Annotated in this window: 20 protein-coding genes; 6 read left to right on the top strand and 14 right to left on the bottom strand. The window is 38.8% G+C overall.

What is annotated here, in order from left to right:
- Positions 1-98: 98 nt before the first annotated feature.
- From ABN256_RS10250 to cbrC, 8 genes are all read right to left on the bottom strand, one after another.
- Positions 99-1,373: a bifunctional O-acetylhomoserine aminocarboxypropyltransferase/cysteine synthase gene (locus tag ABN256_RS10250; RefSeq protein WP_196554558.1), complete on the bottom strand. Its 1,275-nt coding sequence runs from the start codon at positions 1,371-1,373 to the stop codon at positions 99-101.
- A gap of 229 nt (positions 1,374-1,602) precedes the next feature.
- Positions 1,603-2,517 carry an aromatic amino acid DMT transporter YddG gene (gene yddG, locus ABN256_RS10245; RefSeq protein ID WP_197269824.1) on the bottom strand — a complete coding sequence of 305 codons (915 nt, stop codon included), beginning with the start codon at positions 2,515-2,517 and terminating at the stop codon, positions 1,603-1,605.
- A gap of 159 nt (positions 2,518-2,676) precedes the next feature.
- Positions 2,677-3,720 carry a spermidine/putrescine ABC transporter substrate-binding protein PotD gene (potD, locus tag ABN256_RS10240; RefSeq protein WP_115350310.1) on the bottom strand — a complete coding sequence of 348 codons (1,044 nt, stop codon included), beginning with the start codon at positions 3,718-3,720 and terminating at the stop codon, positions 2,677-2,679.
- A gap of 114 nt (positions 3,721-3,834) precedes the next feature.
- Complete coding sequence (gene potC / locus ABN256_RS10235; RefSeq protein WP_036934543.1) at positions 3,835-4,614, bottom strand: spermidine/putrescine ABC transporter permease PotC; 780 nt, start codon at positions 4,612-4,614, stop codon at positions 3,835-3,837.
- Positions 4,611-5,471: a spermidine/putrescine ABC transporter permease PotB gene (potB, locus tag ABN256_RS10230; protein ID WP_023583058.1), complete on the bottom strand. Its 861-nt coding sequence runs from the start codon at positions 5,469-5,471 to the stop codon at positions 4,611-4,613. Before potB ends, potC begins: the two co-directional genes overlap by 4 nt.
- Positions 5,455-6,570: a spermidine/putrescine ABC transporter ATP-binding protein PotA gene (potA, locus tag ABN256_RS10225; RefSeq protein ID WP_072069153.1), complete on the bottom strand. Its 1,116-nt coding sequence runs from the start codon at positions 6,568-6,570 to the stop codon at positions 5,455-5,457. Before potA ends, potB begins: the two co-directional genes overlap by 17 nt.
- Before the next feature lie 520 nt (positions 6,571-7,090).
- On the bottom strand, positions 7,091-8,377 hold the full coding sequence (locus tag ABN256_RS10220; protein ID WP_196554561.1) for a S8 family serine peptidase: 1,287 nt from the start codon (positions 8,375-8,377) through the stop codon (positions 7,091-7,093).
- 159 nt (positions 8,378-8,536) lie between these two features.
- On the bottom strand, positions 8,537-9,127 hold the full coding sequence (gene cbrC, locus ABN256_RS10215; RefSeq protein ID WP_349439450.1) for a PF03691 family colicin E2 tolerance protein CbrC: 591 nt from the start codon (positions 9,125-9,127) through the stop codon (positions 8,537-8,539).
- Positions 9,128-9,297: 170 nt separating this feature from the next.
- Here cbrC and dusA point away from each other — a divergent pair, with 170 nt between their 5' ends.
- Positions 9,298-10,332: a tRNA dihydrouridine(20/20a) synthase DusA gene (dusA, locus tag ABN256_RS10210; protein WP_197269821.1), complete on the top strand. Its 1,035-nt coding sequence runs from the start codon at positions 9,298-9,300 to the stop codon at positions 10,330-10,332.
- Between the two features lie 67 nt (positions 10,333-10,399).
- Here the strand turns inward: dusA and ABN256_RS10205 are convergent, their stop codons facing one another.
- Positions 10,400-11,383 (bottom strand): quinone oxidoreductase, encoded by a 984-nt coding sequence (locus ABN256_RS10205; RefSeq protein WP_196554564.1) that lies wholly within the window; start codon positions 11,381-11,383, stop codon positions 10,400-10,402.
- Between the two features lie 155 nt (positions 11,384-11,538).
- Between ABN256_RS10205 and dnaB the strand changes: the two genes are divergently transcribed.
- Genes dnaB through ABN256_RS10190 form a run of 3 tightly spaced genes read left to right on the top strand, consistent with a single transcriptional unit; the run spans position 11,539 to position 15,330 of the window.
- Complete coding sequence (gene dnaB, locus ABN256_RS10200) at positions 11,539-12,948, top strand: replicative DNA helicase (RefSeq protein WP_036934568.1); 1,410 nt, start codon at positions 11,539-11,541, stop codon at positions 12,946-12,948.
- 40 nt (positions 12,949-12,988) lie between these two features.
- On the top strand, positions 12,989-14,080 hold the full coding sequence (gene alr / locus ABN256_RS10195; protein ID WP_072070927.1) for an alanine racemase: 1,092 nt from the start codon (positions 12,989-12,991) through the stop codon (positions 14,078-14,080).
- A gap of 53 nt (positions 14,081-14,133) precedes the next feature.
- Positions 14,134-15,330 carry an amino acid aminotransferase gene (locus ABN256_RS10190; protein ID WP_197269819.1) on the top strand — a complete coding sequence of 399 codons (1,197 nt, stop codon included), beginning with the start codon at positions 14,134-14,136 and terminating at the stop codon, positions 15,328-15,330.
- Positions 15,331-15,435: 105 nt separating this feature from the next.
- On the opposite strand, the gene ABN256_RS10185 is transcribed toward ABN256_RS10190, so the two are convergent.
- From ABN256_RS10185 to uvrA, 3 genes are all read right to left on the bottom strand, one after another.
- A complete protein-coding gene (locus ABN256_RS10185; RefSeq protein ID WP_349439449.1) occupies positions 15,436-16,785 on the bottom strand; it encodes an L-cysteine desulfidase family protein in 1,350 nt (449 codons plus the stop codon).
- A 64-nt stretch (positions 16,786-16,849) separates the two neighbouring features.
- On the bottom strand, positions 16,850-18,181 hold the full coding sequence (locus ABN256_RS10180) for an SLC5/6 family protein (protein WP_072070930.1): 1,332 nt from the start codon (positions 18,179-18,181) through the stop codon (positions 16,850-16,852).
- Positions 18,182-18,847: 666 nt separating this feature from the next.
- Positions 18,848-21,682 (bottom strand): excinuclease ABC subunit UvrA, encoded by a 2,835-nt coding sequence (gene uvrA, locus ABN256_RS10175; protein WP_072070931.1) that lies wholly within the window; start codon positions 21,680-21,682, stop codon positions 18,848-18,850.
- Positions 21,683-21,934: 252 nt separating this feature from the next.
- On the opposite strand from uvrA, the gene ssb1 reads away from it, so the two are divergent.
- Positions 21,935-22,462: a single-stranded DNA-binding protein SSB1 gene (gene ssb1 / locus ABN256_RS10170; RefSeq protein ID WP_210813114.1), complete on the top strand. Its 528-nt coding sequence runs from the start codon at positions 21,935-21,937 to the stop codon at positions 22,460-22,462.
- A 213-nt stretch (positions 22,463-22,675) separates the two neighbouring features.
- Positions 22,676-23,206 (top strand): zinc uptake transcriptional repressor Zur, encoded by a 531-nt coding sequence (zur, locus tag ABN256_RS10165; protein WP_072070933.1) that lies wholly within the window; start codon positions 22,676-22,678, stop codon positions 23,204-23,206.
- Between the two features lie 33 nt (positions 23,207-23,239).
- On the opposite strand, the gene ABN256_RS10160 is transcribed toward zur, so the two are convergent.
- Together ABN256_RS10160 and ABN256_RS10155 are read right to left on the bottom strand one after the other, a co-directional pair.
- Positions 23,240-23,545: a type II toxin-antitoxin system RelE family toxin gene (locus tag ABN256_RS10160; protein ID WP_196554567.1), complete on the bottom strand. Its 306-nt coding sequence runs from the start codon at positions 23,543-23,545 to the stop codon at positions 23,240-23,242.
- The gene (locus ABN256_RS10155; RefSeq protein WP_196554568.1) at positions 23,535-23,789 is read right to left on the bottom strand and encodes a type II toxin-antitoxin system RelB/DinJ family antitoxin; all 255 of its coding nucleotides are present in this window, start codon (positions 23,787-23,789) and stop codon (positions 23,535-23,537) included. The genes ABN256_RS10160 and ABN256_RS10155 overlap by 11 nt, the downstream gene beginning before the upstream one ends.
- Between the last annotated feature and the right edge of the window lie 90 nt (positions 23,790-23,879).

Below are 23,879 nucleotides of genomic sequence, written 5' to 3'. Positions count from 1 at the left end.
CAAATAACCTAAAAATACTAATAAAACCAAGAATTTTAAATATAAAAAAACCTCCTTTAAATAAAGAAGGTTTTTAATTCTTAGCGTGATAACTTTAATTAAATACTGGCTTTTAATGCTTGTTCTAAATCTGCAAGAATATCGTCGATATGTTCAATACCAATAGATAAACGGATCAAATCTCGTGAAACACCAGCGCGTTCTAATTCTTCATCATTTAATTGGCGATGTGTGGTTGATGCTGGATGACATGCTAATGATTTTGCATCACCAATATTCACAAGGCGAACAATGAGTTGTAATGCATCAATAAATCTAGCACCTGCTTCTGCACCCCCTTTGATACCAAAAGAGAGAATACCTGCGGGTTTACCTGACATATAACGTACCGCTAAATCATGCTCAGGATGATTGCTTAAACCTGCATATTTCACCCATGCAACTTGAGGGTGATTTTGCAGGTATTCTGCCACTTTCTGTGCATTTTCAGTGTGTCTTTCCATACGTAGTGCCAGTGTTTCTAAGCCTTGTAGGATCAAGAATGCATTAAAGGGGGATAATGCCGCACCTGTTCCGCGCAAAGGTGCAACACGACAACGGGCTATATAGGCAGCCGCACCAAAATGCTCAACATAATTGACCCCGTGATAAGAAACATCGGGCGTATTTAATATTTCAAAACGTGTTTTGTGTTCTGCCCAAGGGAATTTACCTGAATCAACAACAATACCACCAATTGAATTACCGTGACCGCCAATATATTTAGTTAACGAGTGAATAATAATATCTGCGCCATGTTCAAAAGGACGGCACAAATAAGGTGTTGCAACCGTATTATCAACAATTAAAGGTACACCATGGCGGTGAGCAACATCAGCCAATGCTTGAATATCGACAATATTTCCGCTTGGATTTGTGATGGTTTCACAAAATACTGCTTTTGTTTTATCGTCAATTAATGCTTCTAATGCAACAATATCATCATGGGGGGCAAAGCGTGCTTCAATACCAATACGAGGAAATGTATGCGCCATTAAATTATAAGTACCACCATAAAGTTTAGCGACAGAAACAATATTGTCACCCACTTGGGCAATAGTTTGAATAGCGTAAGTAATAGCAGCCATACCCGATGCCACAGCCACAGCCGCAATCCCGCCCTCTAAGGCGGCAACACGTTTTTCTAATACGTCATTGGTTGGATTCATTATGCGGGTATAAATATTACCAGGCACTTTTAAGTCGAAGAGATCAGCGCCATGCTGTGTATCATCAAATGCATAAGATGTGGTTTGGTAAATAGGTACAGCTACCGCTTTTGTGGTTGGATCAGGTGAATAACCGGCGTGAACAGAAAGTGTTTCAAGTTTCATTGCAATCCCTTTTTGTTGCATTTGTTCTTATCGTATTACTTATATTTTAAATAACTTAAATCAAAGTAAGCATTCTCAGTATATAAGTCATATAAATAAGCGCATATTGTCTATGTCGTATAGTGAAAAAATTTCAACTTAGATTAATGCGACCAAAGTACCATACCGCCAATAATGCAAAACGCCGCTTTTCACTGTTATATTTGAGTTAAGGATCTTGTTTTTCTCTCTATTTTATCGTTTTGAGTACTTTTATCTTTTTTTGACGAGTCGCTAACCAGCAAATTAAAGAGCCACCTGTCACCATCATTACACCCTGCCAAAATGAAAAAGAAAGTGCGGTAGACAATAATATTGAGGAAAATGCAGTAGAAATAACAGGAGTAAAGTAGGAAAGTGTGGCTAATAAAGTCACATTGCCTCTGATCATACCAATTGTCCATGCTGCATTAGCAAGCCCAATTGCTGCCCCCGTGATTAACAAAAGCGTGATGCTTTTTGTATCAATAATCCATTCAACTGGTGTTGAAAATAGGTATTGCCCCCATAATGCAAGTGACGTTAATAAGAAAAAAGGTACAATTCCATTATTCCCACCAGAAATAAGACGAGTTAAATTGCTATAAAACGCCCATAGAATGGCACCTGAAAACGCCAATATATAGCTTAATGGATTGTTTTGAATATTTTGCCATAAGCCTTCAATAGTTAGAGGATTATCTCCACTCACAACCCAGACTAATCCACTAAATGAACATAATAACCCTACGATCAGTAAAATAGAGAATCGTTGTTTATTGACTATGACAGCAAGTGCTAAGGTAAAACTAGGCCATAAATAATTCACCATTCCTAGCTCTATGGCTTGTGTTCTATCTGTTGCAAATCCTAATGCCAAGGATAAACACACTTCATAAGTAACAAATAATAGCGCTCCCCAAAAAAGGTAGCGTTTAGGAAAAAGTGATAGTTTAGGTACACCTAAGATCAAGATAAGAAACACTGTTCCTGTGGTATAAATCAATGCTGCACCACCAACAGGGCCAAAATACTCACTGATATTGCGAATTAAACCAACAATAGTGCTCCAAAGAAAAATAGCAACAATGCCATATAACGTCCCTTTTGATGCGCTAGATATCATTTTATGCCTTCAATTAAGTTTATTAACTCATTAATAAAAAGTTTTAATTACCTTTACGCTTTCAGCAAATAAATTCAACTTATATCCTTAAATAAAAATGCAATTTTCACCATAAAAAAGCCACCTTAAAAGGTGGCTCAGAACTATATTCAAATGTGATTAGCGTCCAGCTTTTAATTTTTGGTAATAGCTTTCGTATAATACAGTTGCATCACCCACATCATTTTGCCATTCACCTTTATTAATGATCTCTTCTGTTGGATAAAGAGAATTATCTTTAGTGATCACATTTGGCAGTAATTTTTGTGCAGCTAAGTTTGGCGTCGGATAACCAATATTCTCCGCAACTTTGGCTGCTATTTCTGGGCGTAATAAGAAATCGATAAGTTTATGAGCACCTTCGACATTCTTAGCATTAGCTGGAATAGCTAAGCTATCCATCCAGAAAATACCGCCCTCTTTTGGCCACACCATTTCAATCGGTGCCCCAGCATCACGAGCAATAAATGCAGAGCCATTCCAAATCATTCCTAAATTAACTTCCCCTTGCATATAAGGGTTAGCCGGGTTATCTGAGTTGAAAGCCAACACATTTGGCATCAACTTCTGTAGCTCTTTGTAGGCTTCTTCTATCTCTTTAGGATCGGTCGTGTTACCTGAATAACCTAGTTTTAATAATGCCATTTGGAAAACTTCACGCGCATCATCAGTTAATAACAGGCTATCTTTATATTCAGGTTTCCATAAATCTGCCCATGAAGTAATACTACTCACATCAACTTCATCACTATTAATACCAATAGCGGTCGCACCCCAAATATAAGGGATAGAGTAATCATTTTCTGGGTCGAATGACTTATGTAATAAGCTAGGATCGAGATTATCAAAATGTGTTAATTTTGATTTGTCGATTTTTTGTAACATCCCTTCATGGCTCATTTTAGAAATAAAATAAGTGGAAGGAACGACCAAATCATAAGCACCTTCTTTATAGGTCTTTAACTTGGTATACATGCTTTCATTGGATTCATAGGTGGAATAAATCACCTTAATCCCAGTTTCTTTCGTAAACTGTTCAAGCAAACCAGGCGGCACATACTCCGTCCAGTTGTAGAAATATAATGTCTTACCATCATCAGCCGATGCTGTGCTGATACTTAATGCCATTACGCTGGCAGCAAGTACAGAGGACCACTTTTTCATTTATGTTTCCTTCAGTGGTTGATGCGTTAATATCAAATAGGCAGCTAGCCTACCTCCAACAGATTGGTCATCAAGACCCCAAAAAGTGCGAGAAACTCGCACTAATACATGTCATTACGCTTTGCCAGTTCGGTCTCTTAAGATCAACTGACTAATTAACACTAATACTAAGGATAGACCTAAAAGGATGGTTGCAAGCGCATTCACTTCAGGTGAAACCCCAACTTTCACCATTGAATATATTTTTAATGGCAAAATCTCATAGCTTGGTCCCGTCACAAAAGAAGAAACCACCACGTCATCCATGGATAACGTAAAGCTTAATAACCAACCTGAAGCCACTGCTGGCATGGCTAATGGCATAATGATTTTACGTAAAATAGTAAATTCACCCGCGCCTAAATCTTTGGCAGCCTCCAACATCTTCACATCAAATCCACTTAATCGTGAATACACCGTTACCACAACAAAAGGTAGGCAAAATGTAATGTGTGAAAATAAAAGCGACCAAAATCCCAATGAAACACCTAGGATCATAAATAGAACAAGTAATGAAATTGCCATTACAATATCAGGTGACATCATGACAACAAACAACATACCACCGACAAATTTTTTGCCACGAAAACGGTAGCGATAGAGTGCAACCGCTGCTAATGAGCCAATTAATGTCGCAAATGTCGCAGAAGTGACCGCCATCGTTAATGAATGCCCAGCAGCTTGAAGCAGGCTGTCATTATTAAATAAAATGGCATACCAATCTGTGGTAAATCCTTTCCAATTAATCCCGAAACGCGATGAGTTAAAAGAGTTAACTATCAGAATGATAATCGGGATATAAAGATACGCGTAAATAATGGACATAAATCCACCACGCAATAACCGTCCTATCATTCTATTTCTACCTTCTTATGCAGTAGCTTCACGGCTCGGTAATACACAAACAGCATTAATCCCATCACTAATGTTAAGCAAATACTGGTTGCCGCACCGAAAGGCCAGTCACGAATATTTAAGAATTGGCTTTTTATTACGTTACCAATTAATAAATTCTTCGCCCCTCCCATTAAGTCAGCAACAAAGAATAAGCCCATGGCAGGTAACATTACGAGTAAACAACCCGCAATAATGCCTGGCATCGTTAATGGAATAATAATACGGATAAAGGTCTGAAATTTATTAGCCCCCAAATCACGCGCTGCTTCTAAACAAGGTTTATCTAACTTTTCAATGCTGGAATATAACGGCAGTACCATAAAGGGTAATAAAATATAAACCAATCCCAGTACAACTGCCTCTGGGGTATAAATAATCCTGAGTGGTTTATCAATAAGTCCTATCCACAACAGGAACTCGTTAAAATAACCTTTAGTGCTTAGGAATATCTTTAATCCATAAATACGAATAAGCGAGTTTGTCCAAAAAGGTACAATCAATAAAAACAACATTAATGGCTGTATTTTCTTAGGCATTTTTGCAAGGAAATAAGCAAAAGGATAACCTAATAATAAACAAGCTAATGTTGCTACCACCGCCATATTGATTGAATGCAGTAATACTTCTGCATACATAGGATCAAATAAGCGATAGTAGTTATCGAGTGTAAAGACCATCTCGACAAGATTGGCATCATCACGCGTTAAAAAACTAGTCGCAATGATCATGATATTCGGCAAGAAGACGAACACCATCAACCAACCCACAACACCGGTAATTACGATGTTTTGAAATAGTTTACGTGTTTTCTTCATCTGCCAGCACGACCTCCCAGCTTTCAACCCAAGTCACTGCAATTTTTTGGTCTAACGAGTGATCAACATCTGGATCATCTTCATTAAAGAACTCACTGACCATCACCACCTTGCCATTTTCCATTTCAACAACAGAATCTAGCGTCATGCCTTTATAGTTACGTTCACGAACATAACCAATCAGACCAGGAAGGTTTTCAAGATCATGAATTTCTTCAACACGAAGATCTTCAGGCCGAAGCAATACTTTGAGTTGCTGATTTTGAGTTACAGGCAATGAGGTATAAATATCACATTCATGGCCTTCAACATCAGCACGAATACGCGCCTCATCAATACGATGTAAAACACGTGCATCAAAGATATTAATTTCACCTATAAATTGCGCAACAAACAGGTTTGTTGGCTCTTCATAAATTTCACGCGGTGTCCCATCTTGCTCAATACGCCCTTCACGCATCACCACAATTCGGTCTGACATAGTCAGCGCTTCTTCTTGGTCATGAGTCACGAAAATAAAGGTTATTCCTAATTTACGTTGCAAGGCTTTTAATTCATTTTGCATTTGCTTACGCAATTTGTAATCCAGTGCAGATAATGATTCATCAAGCAATAAGACTTTTGGTTTATTCACAACAGCACGCGCAATCGCAACACGTTGTTGTTGTCCACCAGAAAGGTGTGCAGGACGGCGTTGGGCGAAATCTTCAAGTTGCACCATACGCAAGGCTTCTTCAACGCGAACATTAATCTCTTCTGCAGGCGTTTTTTGCATGCGAAGACCAAATGCGACGTTTTCAAAAACAGTCATATGAGGAAAAAGTGCGTAACTTTGGAAAACCGTATTTACAAAACGTTGTTCCGCTGGGATATCCGTAATATCTTGCCCATCAAGAATTATTTTTCCATCGTCAACGTCTTCCAAACCCGCAATTAGACGCAAAACCGTCGTCTTACCACAGCCCGAAGGACCAAGGATGGTTAAAAACTCGCCATGGTTGATAGTAAGATCGAGGCGGGAAATAATTTGTTTTCCGTCGAAACCTTTACTTAAGGATTTTAATTCGACAACTGGTGTCAGAGATGTTTTCTCAGTCATTTAAGGTAATACTCTATCCCGAAGAATAATGCAGATAGAACCGCCACTGGAAAAGACTGTGTGAGCTGCCGGAGCATTATGCTCCACAGAAGCCCAAAACCAGCGACGCCGTATGTATAGTACAAGCGGAAAATGATAAACGCAGTGGCGTGAAATTGAAAGCAAAAAGGCGTATAAACAGTGAAAAACTATTCATATTTAAGTTTTTCCTCATAAATCAGGCTTTTTTGTTTTCTAATAAAAAGATAATAAAATCAAAATGCTACTTATTCATATAAATATTAGAAATCGACTAAGTTTATGATTAAATAATTTTTCTATTATAAGTCAGCTAATCGGCCTATTTTTCTATAAAAACAGAAAAGGATATTGATTAGTTCAATGCTTTTTTACGACAATTAAAACATGATAACGGCTCTAAAACCCACATAGTTCTCATAAAAGTTTTTATTAATCATAATGATATTTATTAGAAAACACCTTCCAAACAGTAGAAGGTGTTTTGTTGATAACTATTTTTTCAATAATATTTTATTAATTTTTTTAAATATAAAATTGCATTATTCACATTGGGTAATGGACCAATCTTGTCATTTAATAGTGGGAAAGTACCTGTTCTAATTAATAAATCTCGCATTTGTATTGGTGTTAAGACTCTATTTGTTTTGCCTTTATACCAAGATTGGATCATGGCTGCCGCCCCCGCCACCAATGCACTCGCAGACGAAGTTCCACTAAAACTGGCGGTATAAGTATGATTATCATCACTTCGAAAGAGATCACCATAACCTGCTGTTACGACAGCTTCACCCCATGCTTGTACATGAATGGGTGAACCATGCGTTGAAAAAGGTAAGCGATTTAATGTATAAGGTGAACCAGCGCCGACACGTATCGAATTGTTGTCATGACGTTGGCGATAACTTTTATAAGCAGGCAAATCAAGATCAACACCACCATTACCAGCTGCCATAATCACAATAATACCTGCATCTGTTAGTGCGCGTGTCGCTTCCCAAATATGCATTTCATAGTCAGCGGGCACATAAGCTTGGTGCTCACAGATGGTTTGCATTTCATATAAAACGATATCACCCGCATGTAATATGCGTTTACTGGCAATAATCGCATCAATACGTCCACAGGTTAATTCAGAGATGGCATAAAACATATCGAGTTTATACGCTAGCCCTGTGATCCCTTTACCATCCTTTTTTCCCATAATTAATCCTGCAACCGCGGTACCGTGATCTGCCTGACTCGTTTTTTCATTAAAAGGGAGTAATGGTGTAATATTATCAGTTGATAAATCATGGTGAGATAGATTGAAATCCCATTCAATATCGGCAACTTGGATACCTTGACCATATGCTTCTTGTTTCCATGCACCTAAAATCCCCAATCCTATAATCTTATTAATATTGGTTGTTCTTTCTGGATCATCTAAATATTGCTGATACTGAGTGAAATCAGGTGTAATATTAGGAGGTTCAATAGGTTGTATCGGTACAGATTGCACATATTCAATATCAGGATGCTGTGTTAATATTTTGATGATACTTTCTAATGAATATTGATTATTATCTGGTAAATTAAGGTAATAGTATTTATTTAAGTCGTTAAAGCTTATTGGAATAAAACTAATATTGTTTTTAGGAGGTAATTGATGAATAGAAGAAATAATAGGAACCAAGGATATATCAGATAATAAAGAACAATGTTTTTCATGGGAAATAGGGAATAACAGATTTTTATTATCATAATCAGGATTTTTAAATTTTATAAGAATTTTTCTTTTAATGTTCATATTCAATGCTCCTCTTTTTATTTTTTTGCTTTATAGCGTAAAATATTGAGCAGTGACCATTTCCATTTTTAATAGAGATAATATAAATAGGTTGTTTTATAAAAAATAATATCAAGCCTACACTCTAAAGTAGACTTAATATTATTTGAATGATATTTATTAACTAAAATCAATATGTAGACGTAACTTTCCACAACAACAGCATTTAAATAAATAACCTTGGCAACCACTATCATCCCATAAACGCTCTGATAAATCAGAAAGTTCAAAACCAACGTCTTGAATATCTTGCTCTAAAGAAGCAAATTGTTTTAATTTATCTTTAATATCGTCCCATTCTACATAATCAATAAAGGCACAAGGTTCATCACAATGTATTAGCCAATGTTCTTGTTGCCAGCCATGATAACTAGGTGTTCGTTTTGTTAATTCATCGAGTTTGTTTTTATCTATAGGAGGTAAAGTAGAACCACAATACTCCCCCTCTTCGTCATAGAGAGCTTCTCCGCCTTCAATGCTTGCAATATCTTGAAATTCACCATCAAACTTTTCACTTGCAGAACCATCAGCAATACACCATGGACATAGTGCATCAATATCTTCTACTGAGTAGAAAGGGCTACCATAATAGATATCGGTTTCCTTTCCACAACAATCACATATAACGGTATCATCTGTGATAAAAGCACCTGTTTTTATCGGTTCAGGATGATATTTGAAATAAGGTAATGCTCTTTTTTCAGCTGGCATTATGTTTTCCTATTTTATGATTTATTATTACTTATCTTCAGCTTCGTAAAATAATCCTAGCATCAGATCCAGCATGTGTAAGCTATCCTCTATGCTATAATGCGCGCTCATTTTATCTCCTTTAATAGTTTAGAGATAATCACTGCCTAAATAGACGAAAGAATTACAACATGTCAGAAAATATAGAACTCAATAAATCAACAGAAAATCATGGTGTTAATAGCAATTCAAAAAAATATAATTTGAACCGCTTCTCTGTTGCACCAATGCTCGACTGGACTGATCGTCATTGTCGTTATTTCTTTCGTCAATTAAGTAAAAATACGTTACTTTATACTGAAATGGTTACAACAGGTGCCATTATTCATGGTAAAGGCGACTATCTAAAATACAGCGAAGAAGAACATCCTGTTTCATTACAATTGGGTGGAAGCGATCCTCAAGCTTTAGCGCAATGTGCAAAATTGGCACAAGAGCGTGGCTATGATGAAATTAATTTAAATGTAGGTTGTCCTTCAGATCGCGTACAGAATGGGCGTTTTGGTGCTTGTTTAATGGGGGATGCACAATTAGTTGCTGATTGTGTGAAAGCCATGCGTGATGTGGTTGATATCCCTGTCACAGTAAAAACACGCATTGGGATCGATGACCAAGATAGCTACGAATTTTTATGTGATTTTATTGATACTGTTAGTCGCAATAATAATTGCGACACTTTTATTATTCATGCACGTAAAGCATGGCTATCAGGTTTAAGTCCAAAAGAGAACCGTGAGGTTCCACCTTTAGATTATCCCCGTGTTTATCAATTAAAACGTGATTTCTCACATCTTACCATGGCGATTAATGGCGGAATTAAATCGTTAGAAGAAGCGAAGGAACACTTAAAATATATGGATGGTGTGATGGTGGGTCGTGAGGCTTATCAAAACCCGTCAATTTTAGCGCATGTTGATCATGAACTTTTTGATAATCAATTGCCTATTGCTGATGCTGCCGCTGCTGTAAGAGCAATGTATCCTTATATTGAAAAAGAGCTATCACAAGGTACGTATTTAGGACATGTGACTCGTCATATGTTGGGAATTTTCCAAGGTATTCCAGGCGCTAGACAATGGCGTCGTCATTTAAGTGAAAATGCCCATAAGCAAGGTGCTGATTTATCTGTTTTAGAAAATGCGCTTAAATTTGTGACTGAAAAATAATTAAAAAATAAATATTTAAAACCTGTCTAATTTATTTTAAACAGGTTTTAAATCTTACAAACCATAATTAAGGAATAAGTAGACTTGATCCTTGAGATTGTCGGCTTTCAAGATAACGATGCGCTTCTTTTGCATCTGCTAATGCAAATTTCTGATTATCTGGCACACTGACATCAATTTTACCACTACCAATTAATGCAAATAGTGCTTCACTTGCAGTATCTAGCTCTTCACGGGTTGTGATATAACCCGAAATAGATGGGCGCGTCACATATAAAGAACCTTTTTTATTGAGAATACCTAAATCAACACCCGTTACTGCACCTGATGCGTTACCGAAACTCACCATTAAACCTCGGTGCTGCAAACAGTCTAACGAGTCTAACCAAGTCGCTTTACCGACAGAATCATAAACAACTGGCACTTTTTGGTTATTAGTCAAGGCCAATACACGCTCAACTATTGATTCTGTTTGGTAATTAATTACTTCCCATGCACCTGCGGCTTTTGCTCTAACAACCTTTTCATCACTGCCTGCTGTACCTATCATTTTTGCACCAATGGCTTTAGCCCATTGGCTTGCAATTAAACCAACGCCACCCGCTGCTGCGTGGAATAAAAAGACTTCACCCGCTTGTAATTTATAGGTTTCATTGAAGAGATAATAAACCGTTAATCCTTTTAAAAAAGAGGCTGCAGCTTGTTCAAAAGAGATATTATCAGGCAGACGCGCCACTTTATTTTCTGGTACATTATGCGTATCGCTATAAGCCCCTAGCGGAGATTGCGCATACACAACTCGGTCCCCTTCTTTTAGTGAAGTCACTTTAGCGCCTGTTTTGATAATAATACCCGCTGCTTCAGTGCCTAATCCACTTGGAAATTGGCTTACAGGATATAATCCGCTACGTACATAAGTATCAATATAGTTAATACCTATTGCCTTATTGGCAACTTGAACTTCGTGATCACCAAGAGGAGCGGGTGTAAATGTTGCTAACTCAAGAACATCTGCATCACCATGAGTTGCAAATTGAATACGTTTAGCCATTACTATCTCCTTTGTAGGATAAGAGGTTAAATAAACGAGCGCAAAAAGACCTTTAGAGATAATGACAAAGGATAGCTATTTCTACAAGGCACAGATAATTGGGTTAGCGTATACTAATATGCTGACTGAGACTTTTTCGATTTTATGCAGGATTTATGGCCAGAAATAAGACCACTGACAAACTGATGTCTGATATTAAAGACCGACAAATGGAGGGATTAAAGCTACCTCCCCATTCGCTGGAAGCAGAACAGTCCGTGTTAGGCGGTCTGATGATAGATAATGAACGTTGGGATAATGTTTCTGAGCGTGTTACCGCAGAGGATTTTTATAGCCGACCTCATCGTACTATTTTCTCGCAAATGCAACGCTTGCTGGAGTTAGGTAAACCTATTGACCTAATTACACTCTCAGAAGCATTAGAACAAAATGCCGAATTAGACAGTGTTGGCGGTTTTGCTTATTTAGCAGAACTTTCTAAAAATACGCCAAGTGCGGCGAACATCAATGCTTATGCCGATATTGTCCGAGAACGTGCAGTCGTTCGCGATATGATAAAAGTCGCCAATGAGATCGCGGATGCCGGTTTTGATCCTCAAGGACGCACCAGTGAAGATCTACTCGATTTTGCCGAATCTAGAGTGTTCCAAATTGCTGAGACTCGTGCCAATAAGGATGAAGGTCCGAAAGCGATAGAAGCTATTTTAGAAGAAACCGTTGAAAAAATAGAACAGCTCTATCAAAAACCTCACGATGGTGTCACCGGAGTTTCTAGTGGTTATCAAGATCTTGATAAAAAAACCGCTGGATTACAAAAATCAGATTTAATTATTGTCGCAGCACGTCCTTCGATGGGTAAAACCACATTTGCCATGAACTTATGTGAAAATGCGGCAATGACAGAAGAAAAACCCGTACTTATCTTTAGTTTAGAGATGCCCGGCAACCAAATTATGATGCGTATGTTGGCATCATTATCTCGCGTTGATCAGACAAGAATTCGAACAGGCCAGCTTGATGATGAGGATTGGGCGCGTATTTCAAGCACCATGGGTATCTTGCTTGAAAAACGTAATATGTATATTGATGACTCATCGGGTTTAACACCAACAGAAGTACGCTCTCGTGCTCGTCGAATTTATCGTGAACATGGCGGTTTAAGCCTTATCATGATTGACTACCTACAGCTAATGAGAGTACCTTCATTATCTGAAAACAGAACATTAGAAATTGCTGAAATTTCGCGTTCATTAAAAGCATTAGCTAAAGAACTTCAAGTTCCCGTAGTTGCACTATCACAGTTAAACCGTAGTTTGGAACAACGTGCTGATAAGCGTCCTGTTAACTCCGACTTACGTGAATCAGGCTCTATCGAGCAGGATGCGGACCTTATTATGTTTATTTATCGTGATGAGGTTTATCACGAAAGTAGTGATTTAAAAGGTGTTGCAGAAATTATCATCGGTAAACAACGTAACGGTCCAATTGGTACAGTCAGACTTACCTTTAACGGTCAATGGTCGCGCTTTGATAACTACGCTGGTCCTGCTTACGACGATGAATAATCACTAACCTTGATTTAATTAGAGGAAGTATTGAAATAATATGAAAGCGGCAACCGCAGTGATAGATCGCCGCGCTCTGCGTCACAATTTTCAGCATGTGAGAGACTATGCCCCACATAGCCACCTGATAGCTGTCGTGAAAGCAAACGCTTATGGTCATGGGTTATTAGAAACAGCGTATACCTTAATGGATAATGCTGATTGTTTTGGTGTTGCACGTATTGGTGAAGCATTAACCTTACGAAGTGGGGGCGTTGTAAAACCCATCCTCTTATTAGAAGGTTTTTTTGATATTGCTGATTTACCTATTTTGGTTGTCAACCATATTGAAACTGTTGTTCACAGCCAAGAGCAATTAGAAGCCTTAGAACAAGCTAATTTAGATGAACCCGTTAAAGTATGGATGAAAGTCGATACTGGCATGCACCGTTTAGGCATACGCCCTGAAGATGCACAAGCCTTTTATTTACGACTTTCTGCCTGCAAGAATGTACAACAACCTGTCAATATTGTGAGCCATTTTAGTCGCGCTGATGAACCCGATGTTCCTGAAGTAACACAAAAACAAATCTCACTATTTCAAGATTTTATTCAAAATAAAGCTGGTGATAAGTCTATCGCAGCTTCTGCTGGTATTTTATTTTGGCCTCAAGTTCATTATCAATGGGTTCGCCCCGGCATTATCACTTATGGCATCTCTCCTACTGGTGATGAAAGAACGGGCAAAGACTTTGGTTTAACCCCTGCAATGACGCTAAAAACAAGTCTGATCGCCGTTCGCAAACATAAAGCGGGTGAACCCGTTGGTTATGGTGGCACATGGGTAAGTGAAAAAGACACTTATCTTGGCGTTATCGCCATTGGTTATGGTGATGGCTATCCTCGCAGTGCGCCGTCCGGTACTCCTGTGTGGATTAATGGTCGAAAAGTGCCGATTGTGGGCCGCGTTTCTATGGATATGATCAGCGTTGATTTAGGGTCTGAACTTATTGATAGTGTTGGTGATGAAGCCATTTTATGGGGAGATGTGTTGCCCGTAGAAGAGATTGCCAAATATAGTGGCATTAGCGCCTATGAGTTGATTACAAAATTAACCTCGCGCGTCATCATGGAATACCTAGACGAACAATAATACACACGATATTGTATCCCTATGACACACTCAAAGTGATTGGAGAAGAAGCCGTGTTTCAACAGGTTGAAGCGTTTCCGGGAGATCCCATTCTCTCATTGATGGATGTTTATAACAAAGACCCACGTCAGGATAAAATTAATTTAAGCATTGGTCTTTATTATGATGAAGAAGGCAAAACCCCTATTTTAGGAACAGTGTCAGTTGCACGCCAGCAACTCAATGCCATGACACCCACAGCAACACTTTATTTACCAATGGAAGGGCTGGCGCCTTATCGTAGCGAAATTCAAGATCTCCTTTTCGGTACAGATAATCCTCTAATTACAGAAAAGAAAATTGCCACAATACAAACATTAGGTGGTTCAGGGGCACTAAAAGTCGGTGCTGATTTTCTGCATCGCTATTTCCCAAGTTCCGAAGTGTGGATAAGCGATCCTACTTGGGATAATCACGGCTCTATTTTTGCGGGTTCAGGCTTTAAGGTAAATTATTACCCTTACTTTGATCCTGAAACTAAAGGCGTTAAATTTGACGCACTCTTAGATTGCTTTAAAAAACTGCCTGAAAAAAGCATTGTATTAATGCATCCTTGTTGCCACAACCCAACAGGTTCTGATCTGACTAAAGATCAATGGGATCAAGTCACTGAAGTATTAAAATCTCGCCAAGCAATTCCATTTTTAGATATTGCTTATCAAGGATTTGCTGAAAACTTAGATGATGATGCTTACGCTATTCGTACTATGGCAAAAGCAGGATTACCAATACTTATCAGTAATTCGTTTTCAAAAATCTTTGGGATCTACGGTGAACGTGCGGGCGGCTTATCCATTGTTTGTGATAACGCCACTGAATGCGAACATGTATTAGGTCAACTAAAAGCAGGTGTACGTCGCATCTATTCAAGCCCAGCAAATTACGGTGCACAAATTGTCAATAAAGTGCTCTCAGACCAAGTGTTAACAGCACAATGGCAAAAAGAAGTAGCACATATGCGTGATCGTATTAAAGAGATGAGAGTCACTTTAGTGAATGCCTTAAAAGTTGCATTACCTGAAAAGAACTTTGATCACTTATTAACACAACGCGGCATGTTTAGTTATACCGGTTTTACACAGGCACAAGTTGATAGATTACGAGAAGAATTTGGTATTTATCTTGTTGGTACAGGTCGTGTTTGTATGGCTGGTGTCAATACAGGTAATGTTCAGCGCATTGCCCAAGCTTTTGCCGCTGTAAGTATTTAAATTACTCACACTCTTTTACGATAAAAAATACCTGCCTATTCTCATAAGCAGGTATTTCTTTTTTACTGCATAACAACATTCACTGTCATTTTAGGTTTTGACCTTTTATACATTGACAGCCTGCTTCTTTTCCCCGGCATTACGGCGCGCTTTTTCTTCCATAATCTCAATAATTTGAATATCCGTATATTGCATTGCACGACTGGCTAATGCACAAAGGTTTGCAATTGAGCTATCAACATCGTCACTGACAATACCATCAGTACCCGCAACACTTTGATTTTGCATCGCCATTAATACTGCTTTATAAGCACTCGCTGCACTACTCGATACTTTCATTGCACAGCTATTTGATGCGCCATCACAGATAATGCCACTGATATCACCAATCATACTGTTGATAGACATACTCACTGTAGTGAAATCTTTTGTCAGTAACCATGCCATTCCTGCAGCGGCCCCCATTGAAGCTGTGGTTGCAGCACAAAGAGCCGAAAGAGGTGGAAAATGGCTATGGACATAAATAGCCATTAAGTGTGATAAAACTAACGCACGCAATAAAGTTTCATCATCAGCATGGATAAATTCAGCAACAACCATAACAGGTAATGTTGCTGCGATCCCTTGATTACCTGAGCCTGAATTACTCATTGCGGGTAACACCGCACCCCCCATGCGAGCATCAGAAGCAGCAGATGCTCTGATCATGATTTCATTAAGTAAATCTTTACCTAACAAACCTTTCTCTTGTTGCAGAATTAATGTACGACCAATGGCTAATCCATAGGTGTTTTTTAGCCCTTCTTCTGATAAAGCACCGTTTAAATGGGCAGCATTGAGCATAAACTCAATCTCATTCACAGGCACATTAAGTGCGAAGTTATAGATATCTTCGGCACAAACATCAGTAAAAGGTTTTTCATCAGTACATTCACAATTATTGGCAAATGCTGTTTTATCTTCCTCAAAAACAACGTCACCATTACATTCACAACGAACAATATGTGTATGCTCTCTTGCAATACTGACAATGGCATAACCAGATTGGCCATACACTTTTGCTTCAGAATAAAGAACGTCTTCACATGGAGCTTTTACACCAACAGTGACTTTACCTTCAGCAACCAGTGTTTTAGCTTGAGCAACTGCTTCCGCGGAAGCCTTTAGCAAGACTTCCAGCCCTGCATCAGGATCTCCACCCGTTGCACCCAGCGCAGCTGCAATAGGAAGCCCAGCCATTCCCGTTCCAGGTACGGTTACGCCCATTCCATTTTTCATTAAGTTTGGTGAAACCCAAGCCTCAACACGAACAACTGGCTCAACTAAAAGCGCGGTTGCTTTTGCCGCTGCCAGTGCTAATGAAATTGGCTCTGTACAACCTACTGCAGGTTTAACACCTTCACGTAACTGGCGAACAAACTGTGACCATAAATGAGAATTCTTGTTCTTGCTCATAATCTAACACCTTGGATTAATTTAGTTTTTTACAACAACGTCTAACTAGAACCGAAGTTGGCGACTATGAGAATGCCAAGAACGGAGAGATAACGAGCAGTAAACCGGTAAAGATAATCAGGTATAGTGACGCACCTTTGTATTTGTGTAACATAGGTACTTTGTACACTAAGTATGCAGGAATAAGGCAACCCACCATACCGAAGATTGGGCTACAAATTGACGTAAAGCTCAATACAGGCGCATTAAGAATGATGGCACCCCATGCCAGTAGCACGGCGAAAATCATAATGCCGTTTTGTACCCATTTTTGGTTGATTTTTTCAGTAGGGATATAACGTTGCAGAATATTCATCACAATCCCTTGTGTTGCTTCACGGAAACCTAAATAAACACCAAAGAATGCAGTCATTACGGCAAAGATATTAAGCATAACGCTAACAACTGTTACCCAGCCGCCAGGGAAGAATTTCGCCGCAATCGCTAATGCTGAGATATTTTGTTCGTAGGCTTTAACGGCTTCATCATGACCCATTGCTAATGTGAATGAGATTGCATAGAAGAAAACAGTACAGAACAACACACCGAAAGCGATGTTCATTGCTCGTAACGCTTTATGACGAGCAACTTCACGGTTTTTATTACGACCACGGTAAGAGATAACCATTGGGCTTAATGTTTGGATAAACAGAATTGAAGTCAGTGTAAAAGGTAAAGTGATAATAGCTTCTTTAATTAAACGTCCTGCTGGAGGTAATGCTCCCACATTATAAAGATGCCACATACCAATCATGGAGATCCCTAACGCTGCAACAACAAACAGTTTAGTCAGCACCATAAAGCTTGATACTTTAAACAGTAATTGTTCACCACGAGAAGAGATAGCAACTAAGGCACAAATCAGGATCAAACCATAGAATGGATTTTCTGATAGTAAACCTTCAGTAACACCAAATGTTTGTAAGTAAGAAGCACTGTCATTGGTGATTGCTGTTGAGTAAACAAACATCCAAATAACTAACATCACAAAGTAGAGTGCACCTAATAAAATACCCCAGTTTTTACCGAGATAGCCGGTAATAACGCTTGGGTAGTCTTTACACTCTGGAGATTCAGCCAACGTATTGATAAATAAGCGCTGGAAAAGGTACATAGCTGGATAACCAATGATAGAGGATAGTAGGAAAACCCATAATCCCATCAGGCCGACCTGTACAGGTAAAAACACAATACCTGCACCGATAGCCATACCGATACTCATGATAACCCAGCCCACATCATTGCCGTCGAATTTAATAGCCGCACGCCATTCTTGTTCTGTCATACCTGCGCGGCGAGCGCCAGCACTAGTTGCGGGATAGCTTGTGGTCTCTGTTTTTGAGGAAGCCGTTTCCATATTAGTACTCACTTTTTATATTGTAATTGTTAATAGCAAAACGAATTTTGGGGGTAAAAAAGCTCTATCTAACGTTGCGATATCAAAATAACCTTATTATTTGCAGGCGTTATTTATTATGGGTAAATGATAGGGAATATTACGGAGAAAAAAGTTGTTATAAATCGTGATAGCCTGAAATGATTTGGAAAATAATTCTCCCTTAAGGAGAAAAGTAGGATTATCTGTTCAAAGAGCATAGTAAATAATAACCTTCCCTCTATTGTAACCCCCGAAAACACACAACTAATTGATTAATAAATGAAAATATTTATTGTCATACAATAATAATCAAGTATAACAATTGAAACAAATCACCAAACAAACTGTGCTGTCTATCACGATATACTGTGATAATCTTTTCTATTTAGCTTTGTTGTATCGTATTTGGTTAAAATTACGTTACAAAACAGCATGAATAACTATTTAATCTATTTTTTTATAAAAATGAGAATTAATAAGATAAAAATATATAAGGAAGTGAATAGTGAAAAGAGAATACTTTTTTCAATAGAATTAAATTCTATCATTTATGATAGATTTACTTTTCTTGAAGAAAAGCGCTACAAACAATAAAGGGTTTATTATCTGTAGCGCTTAGATTATAAGGTAATAAATAGCCTGGTACTAATAACCACGCTCTAGGATTGGCTTTAAGAATCTTGCGGTATGTGAACCTTCAAATTCGGCAACTTGCTCAGGTGTGCCCGATACCAAAATTTGTCCGCCACCACTTCCGCCTTCTGGGCCGAGATCGACAATCCAGTCTGCAGTTTTAATGACGTCAAGATTATGCTCAATCACCACAATCGTATTACCTTGATCACGTAACTGGTGTAAAACGTCAAGTAACAGTTCAATATCAGCGAAATGAAGTCCTGTTGTGGGTTCATCTAAAATATATAATGTCTGCCCAGTACCACGTTTTGATAGCTCTTTCGCCAACTTAACCCGTTGTGCCTCACCACCTGATAATGTTGTCGCAGATTGTCCCAAACGAATATAAGACAGCCCAACATCAATCAATGTTTGTAACTTACGAGCCAGCGCAGGAACAGCATCAAAAAACTCTCTTGCCTCTTCGATAGTCATATCCAAGGCTTCGTGAATATTTTTCCCTTTGTATTTAATTTCAAGGGTCTCACGGTTATAGCGCTGACCTTTACATTGATCGCAAGGAACATAAACATCCGGTAAAAAGTGCATTTCAACTTTTAATACACCATCACCTTGGCAAGCTTCACAGCGGCCACCTTTTACGTTGAAACTGAAACGACCCGGCGTATAACCACGAGTACGAGATTCTGGAACACCCGCAAATAACTCACGAATAGGTGTAAAAACGCCAGTATAGGTTGCTGGATTTGAACGAGGAGTTCGGCCAATTGGGCTTTGGTTAATATCGATAACTTTATCGAAATACTCGAGACCTTCAACATCTAAATAAGGCGCAGGAACAATAGTTGTAGCACCATTTAATTGACGTTGCGCAATAGGGAATAACGTATCATTGATAAGTGTTGATTTTCCTGAACCTGATACCCCTGTAATACAGGTAAATAAACCTACTGGTAATTTCAGATTTACATTTTTTAAGTTATTGCCTTTTGCACCAAGAATGGTCAGCATTTTTTCTCGATCAACCGGAACACGTTGCTCTGGAATAGCGATACGACGCTCACCACTTAAGAACTTACCCGTTAATGAATTCGGATTATTAATAATATCTTCAAGTGTCCCCTGAGCAACAATCTCACCACCATGAACGCCCGCGCCTGGGCCAATATCGATAACATGATCTGCTGCACGGATAGCATCTTCATCATGCTCAACAACGATCACGGTATTACCCAAATTACGCAGGTGGATCAATGTTTCAAGTAGGCGATCGTTATCTCGTTGATGTAATCCAATAGAAGGCTCATCTAATACATACATAACACCCACTAATCCAGCACCAATTTGGCTCGCCAAGCGAATACGTTGCGCTTCACCACCAGATAATGTTTCAGCTGAACGAGAAAGTGTGAGGTAATTTAAGCCAACATTGACTAAAAACTTCAGTCGATCGCCAATTTCTTTTAACACTTTTTCTGCAATTTTCGCTCGCTGTCCACTGAGTTTTAAGTTTTGGAAAAAGGTCATGGCATGACCAATACTGTAATCTGCAATTTCAGGCAACGTCGTATTTTCAACATACACATGGCGCGCTTCTCGGCGTAAACGCGTACCACCACATGATGCACAAGGACGGTTACTAATATACTTAGAAAGTTCTTCACGCACCGCGCTTGATTCTGTCTCACGGTAACGGCGTTCCATATTATTTAGTACACCTTCAAAAGGATGATGACGAACAACGACATCACCTCGGTCGTTAGTGTATTTAAATTCGATATTCTCTTTACCTGAGCCAGTTAAAACTATTTTTTGGATATTATCTGGCAAAGAATCAAACGGAGCTTCAACATCAAAATGATAATGTTCACTCAGTGAGCGTAGCATCTGGAAATAGTAGAAATTACGACGATCCCATCCTTTAATCGCACCACCAGCAAGAGAGATCTCACGGTTTTGGATCACTAAATCGGGATCAAAAAATTGCTGAACACCTAAACCATCGCAGGTTGGACAAGCTCCTGCTGGGTTGTTAAAAGAGAATAAACGAGGTTCTAACTCGCTCATGCTATAACCACAAACAGGACACGCGAAATTCGCAGAAAAAATAATGTCTTCTGCATTGTTATCATCCATATCAGAGATAACGGCAGTGCCACCTGAAAGTTCTAATGCGGTTTCAAAAGATTCTGCTAAACGTTGAGCGAGATCGTCACGAACTTTAAAACGGTCAATCACCACTTCAATAGTATGTTTTTTCTGTAATTCTAATGTCGGCGGATCAGAAAGATCGCACACCTCACCGTCAATACGTGCACGAATATAGCCTTGAGCGGAAAGGTTATTCAGTAGCTTAATATGCTCACCTTTACGCTCTTTTACTACGGGTGCTAACAGCATTAAACGCTTGCCTTCAGGCTGTTCAAGCACATTATCAACCATTTGACTGACTGTTTGTGCTGCTAATGGAATATCATGATCAGGGCAACGAGGCTCACCAACACGCGCAAATAAGAGACGTAGGTAATCGTGTATTTCGGTAATTGTTCCCACCGTTGAACGTGGGTTATGTGATGTAGATTTTTGTTCAATCGAAATAGCGGGAGATAAACCTTCAATGTGATCAACATCAGGTTTTTCCATTAACGAAAGAAACTGACGAGCATAAGCAGAAAGTGATTCAACATAACGTCGTTGCCCTTCTGCATAAAGCGTATCAAAGGCCAAAGAGGATTTACCTGAGCCTGAAAGTCCCGTAATAACAATAAGTTTATCGCGAGGAATGACCAAATTGATATTTTTTAGATTATGGGTGCGAGCGCCCCGTACTTCGATTTTATCCATGAATATATCCCGGATTGAGAGAGTCGCCGAAAAAGAAATAATCGGATAATTATGACACAAAGTTAACTGAATGGATATACAGTATATATAGTGAAATTGAATGATGATGTAAACCTGTCATTTTGAGACAAAAAAATATCGACAATGTTCACAATTGAGAAATTCATCACACGTCATATTCAAATTTTAGCGTACGTGATAAACTTATTCGCTTATGATTTCAAAAATTTTACTTTCGCAGGAGTACCTCACATGGCGAGCAGAGGCGTAAACAAAGTTATTCTTATCGGTAATTTAGGGCAGGATCCAGAAATCCGTTATATGCCAAGTGGCGGTGCAGTTGCCAACCTAACACTGGCAACATCAGAAAGCTGGCGCGACAAACAAACCGGTGAAATGAAAGAAAAAACCGAGTGGCACCGTGTGGTAATTTTCGGCAAATTAGCTGAAATTGCAGGCGAATATCTGCGTAAAGGTTCACAAGTGTATATCGAAGGTCAATTACAAACACGTAAATGGCAAGACCAAAGTGGTCAAGACAGATATAGCACTGAAGTTGTCGTTAACATCGGTGGCTCAATGCAGATGTTAGGTGGTCGTGGTGGTCAAGATGGTGCGCCTTCACAAGGTGGTCAAGGCGGTTGGGGGCAACCACAACAGCCACAAGCATCACAACAATTTAGCGGTGGTGCGCAATCTCGCCCAGCACAACAACCCGCAGTAGCTCCAGCGCCGAACAATGAACCTCCAATGGATTTCGATGACGATATTCCGTTCTGACGGTTACTTGAGACCTAGTTTTGTTAAGTTTTAGAAAAAATCATCTAAAACCATCTGAAAAATTAACCCAGCTTAGGCTGGGTTTTTTGTTGATAATTATTACAGATCACCATGAAAAGTTATTTTCATAAACCCCACTTTACACAAAGGTTTGCTCTTGAAAAATATGATAGGATCTGTGTTATTAACAACGTCTGAGAGCATCTTATCCCCATGAATGAAGAGAAATTGCTCGCTCAGGCAGAAAAGATCTGCCAGAAACGAGGTGTCCGCCTGACTTCACAACGTCTGGCAGTATTGCGTCTGATAATGCAGCAACCTTCTGCTATTAGCGCATACGATTTATTGGATTTATTACGCCAAGTTGAGCCACAAGCAAAACCACCTACTGTCTATCGCGGGTTAGAGTTTTTACTTGAGCAAGGATTTATCCATAAAATAGAATCCACCAACAGCTATGTGCTTTGCCATCATTTTGATGATGTTGAACATACGTCAGTAATGCTAATTTGTGACCGTTGTTTATCTGTCACTGAAAAGAATAGCCATAAAATCGAAGATGCGATTTCATTACTGGCAAAAGAGAGTGGGTTTTATTTACGACATAGCGTTATCGAAATTCATGGATTGTGTTCACAGTGCCACGAAGCACAAGAGTGTACACATCCTGAAGGTTGTCACCATGATCACAGTATGGATGATAATCTTAAGCAGAGAAAAACCGGCGACTATAAGCCTCGTTGAGCTTATAAAAACAAAAAGCCAGCTAAATGCTGGCTAATACATGTTGTTCTTTTGAATTCTCACTTCAGCTAATGAATAAGCTTTACTCTCTTCACGCTTACCAACAGCAATAACTAAAATCACAACTTCAGAATCAATAACTTGGTAAACCAATCGAAAACCAGATGCTCGTAATTTAATCTTATAGCAACCCGCGAGATCATCTTTTAAGCGAGCTGACTCTATATAAGGGTTTTCCTGTAATTTTTTTAATTTCTTTTTAAATTGTTCTTTAATGCTTTGATCGAGTTTCCGCCATTCTTTCAAGGCACGCTTATCAAACTCAAGATTAAAGATCATCAATATTTACTCTTATACGTTTACTTGGTTTTTTCAAGCGTTCACGTACAACAGCTAAAATATCCTCATCTTCATCCAGCTCCCCAACAACGACAGAAACTTCTGAGAAAGGTAATTTTTCATTTTCAGAAACATAACGTAGAAATAATCTTATGGCATCTGAAGGAGACAGGTTCATTTTTTCAAATACTTGATAAGCTTCTTTTTTGAGCTCATCGTCTACTCTAACTTGTATCGTTGCCATAAGCACCTCCGTAATTAAAACACATCATATTGTAATTACATTTGTAGTGCAATGGTGTTTTTTTATACAAATCAGAAATAAAAAATGCAG

Origin of the sequence: Proteus sp. fly-1008 (assembly GCF_040140305.1) — a bacterium.
GTDB classification, from domain to species: domain Bacteria; phylum Pseudomonadota; class Gammaproteobacteria; order Enterobacterales; family Enterobacteriaceae; genus Proteus; species Proteus vulgaris_B.
Note: the sequence above shows the minus strand (reverse complement) of the source record. Positions and strands in the feature narration are given on the sequence as shown.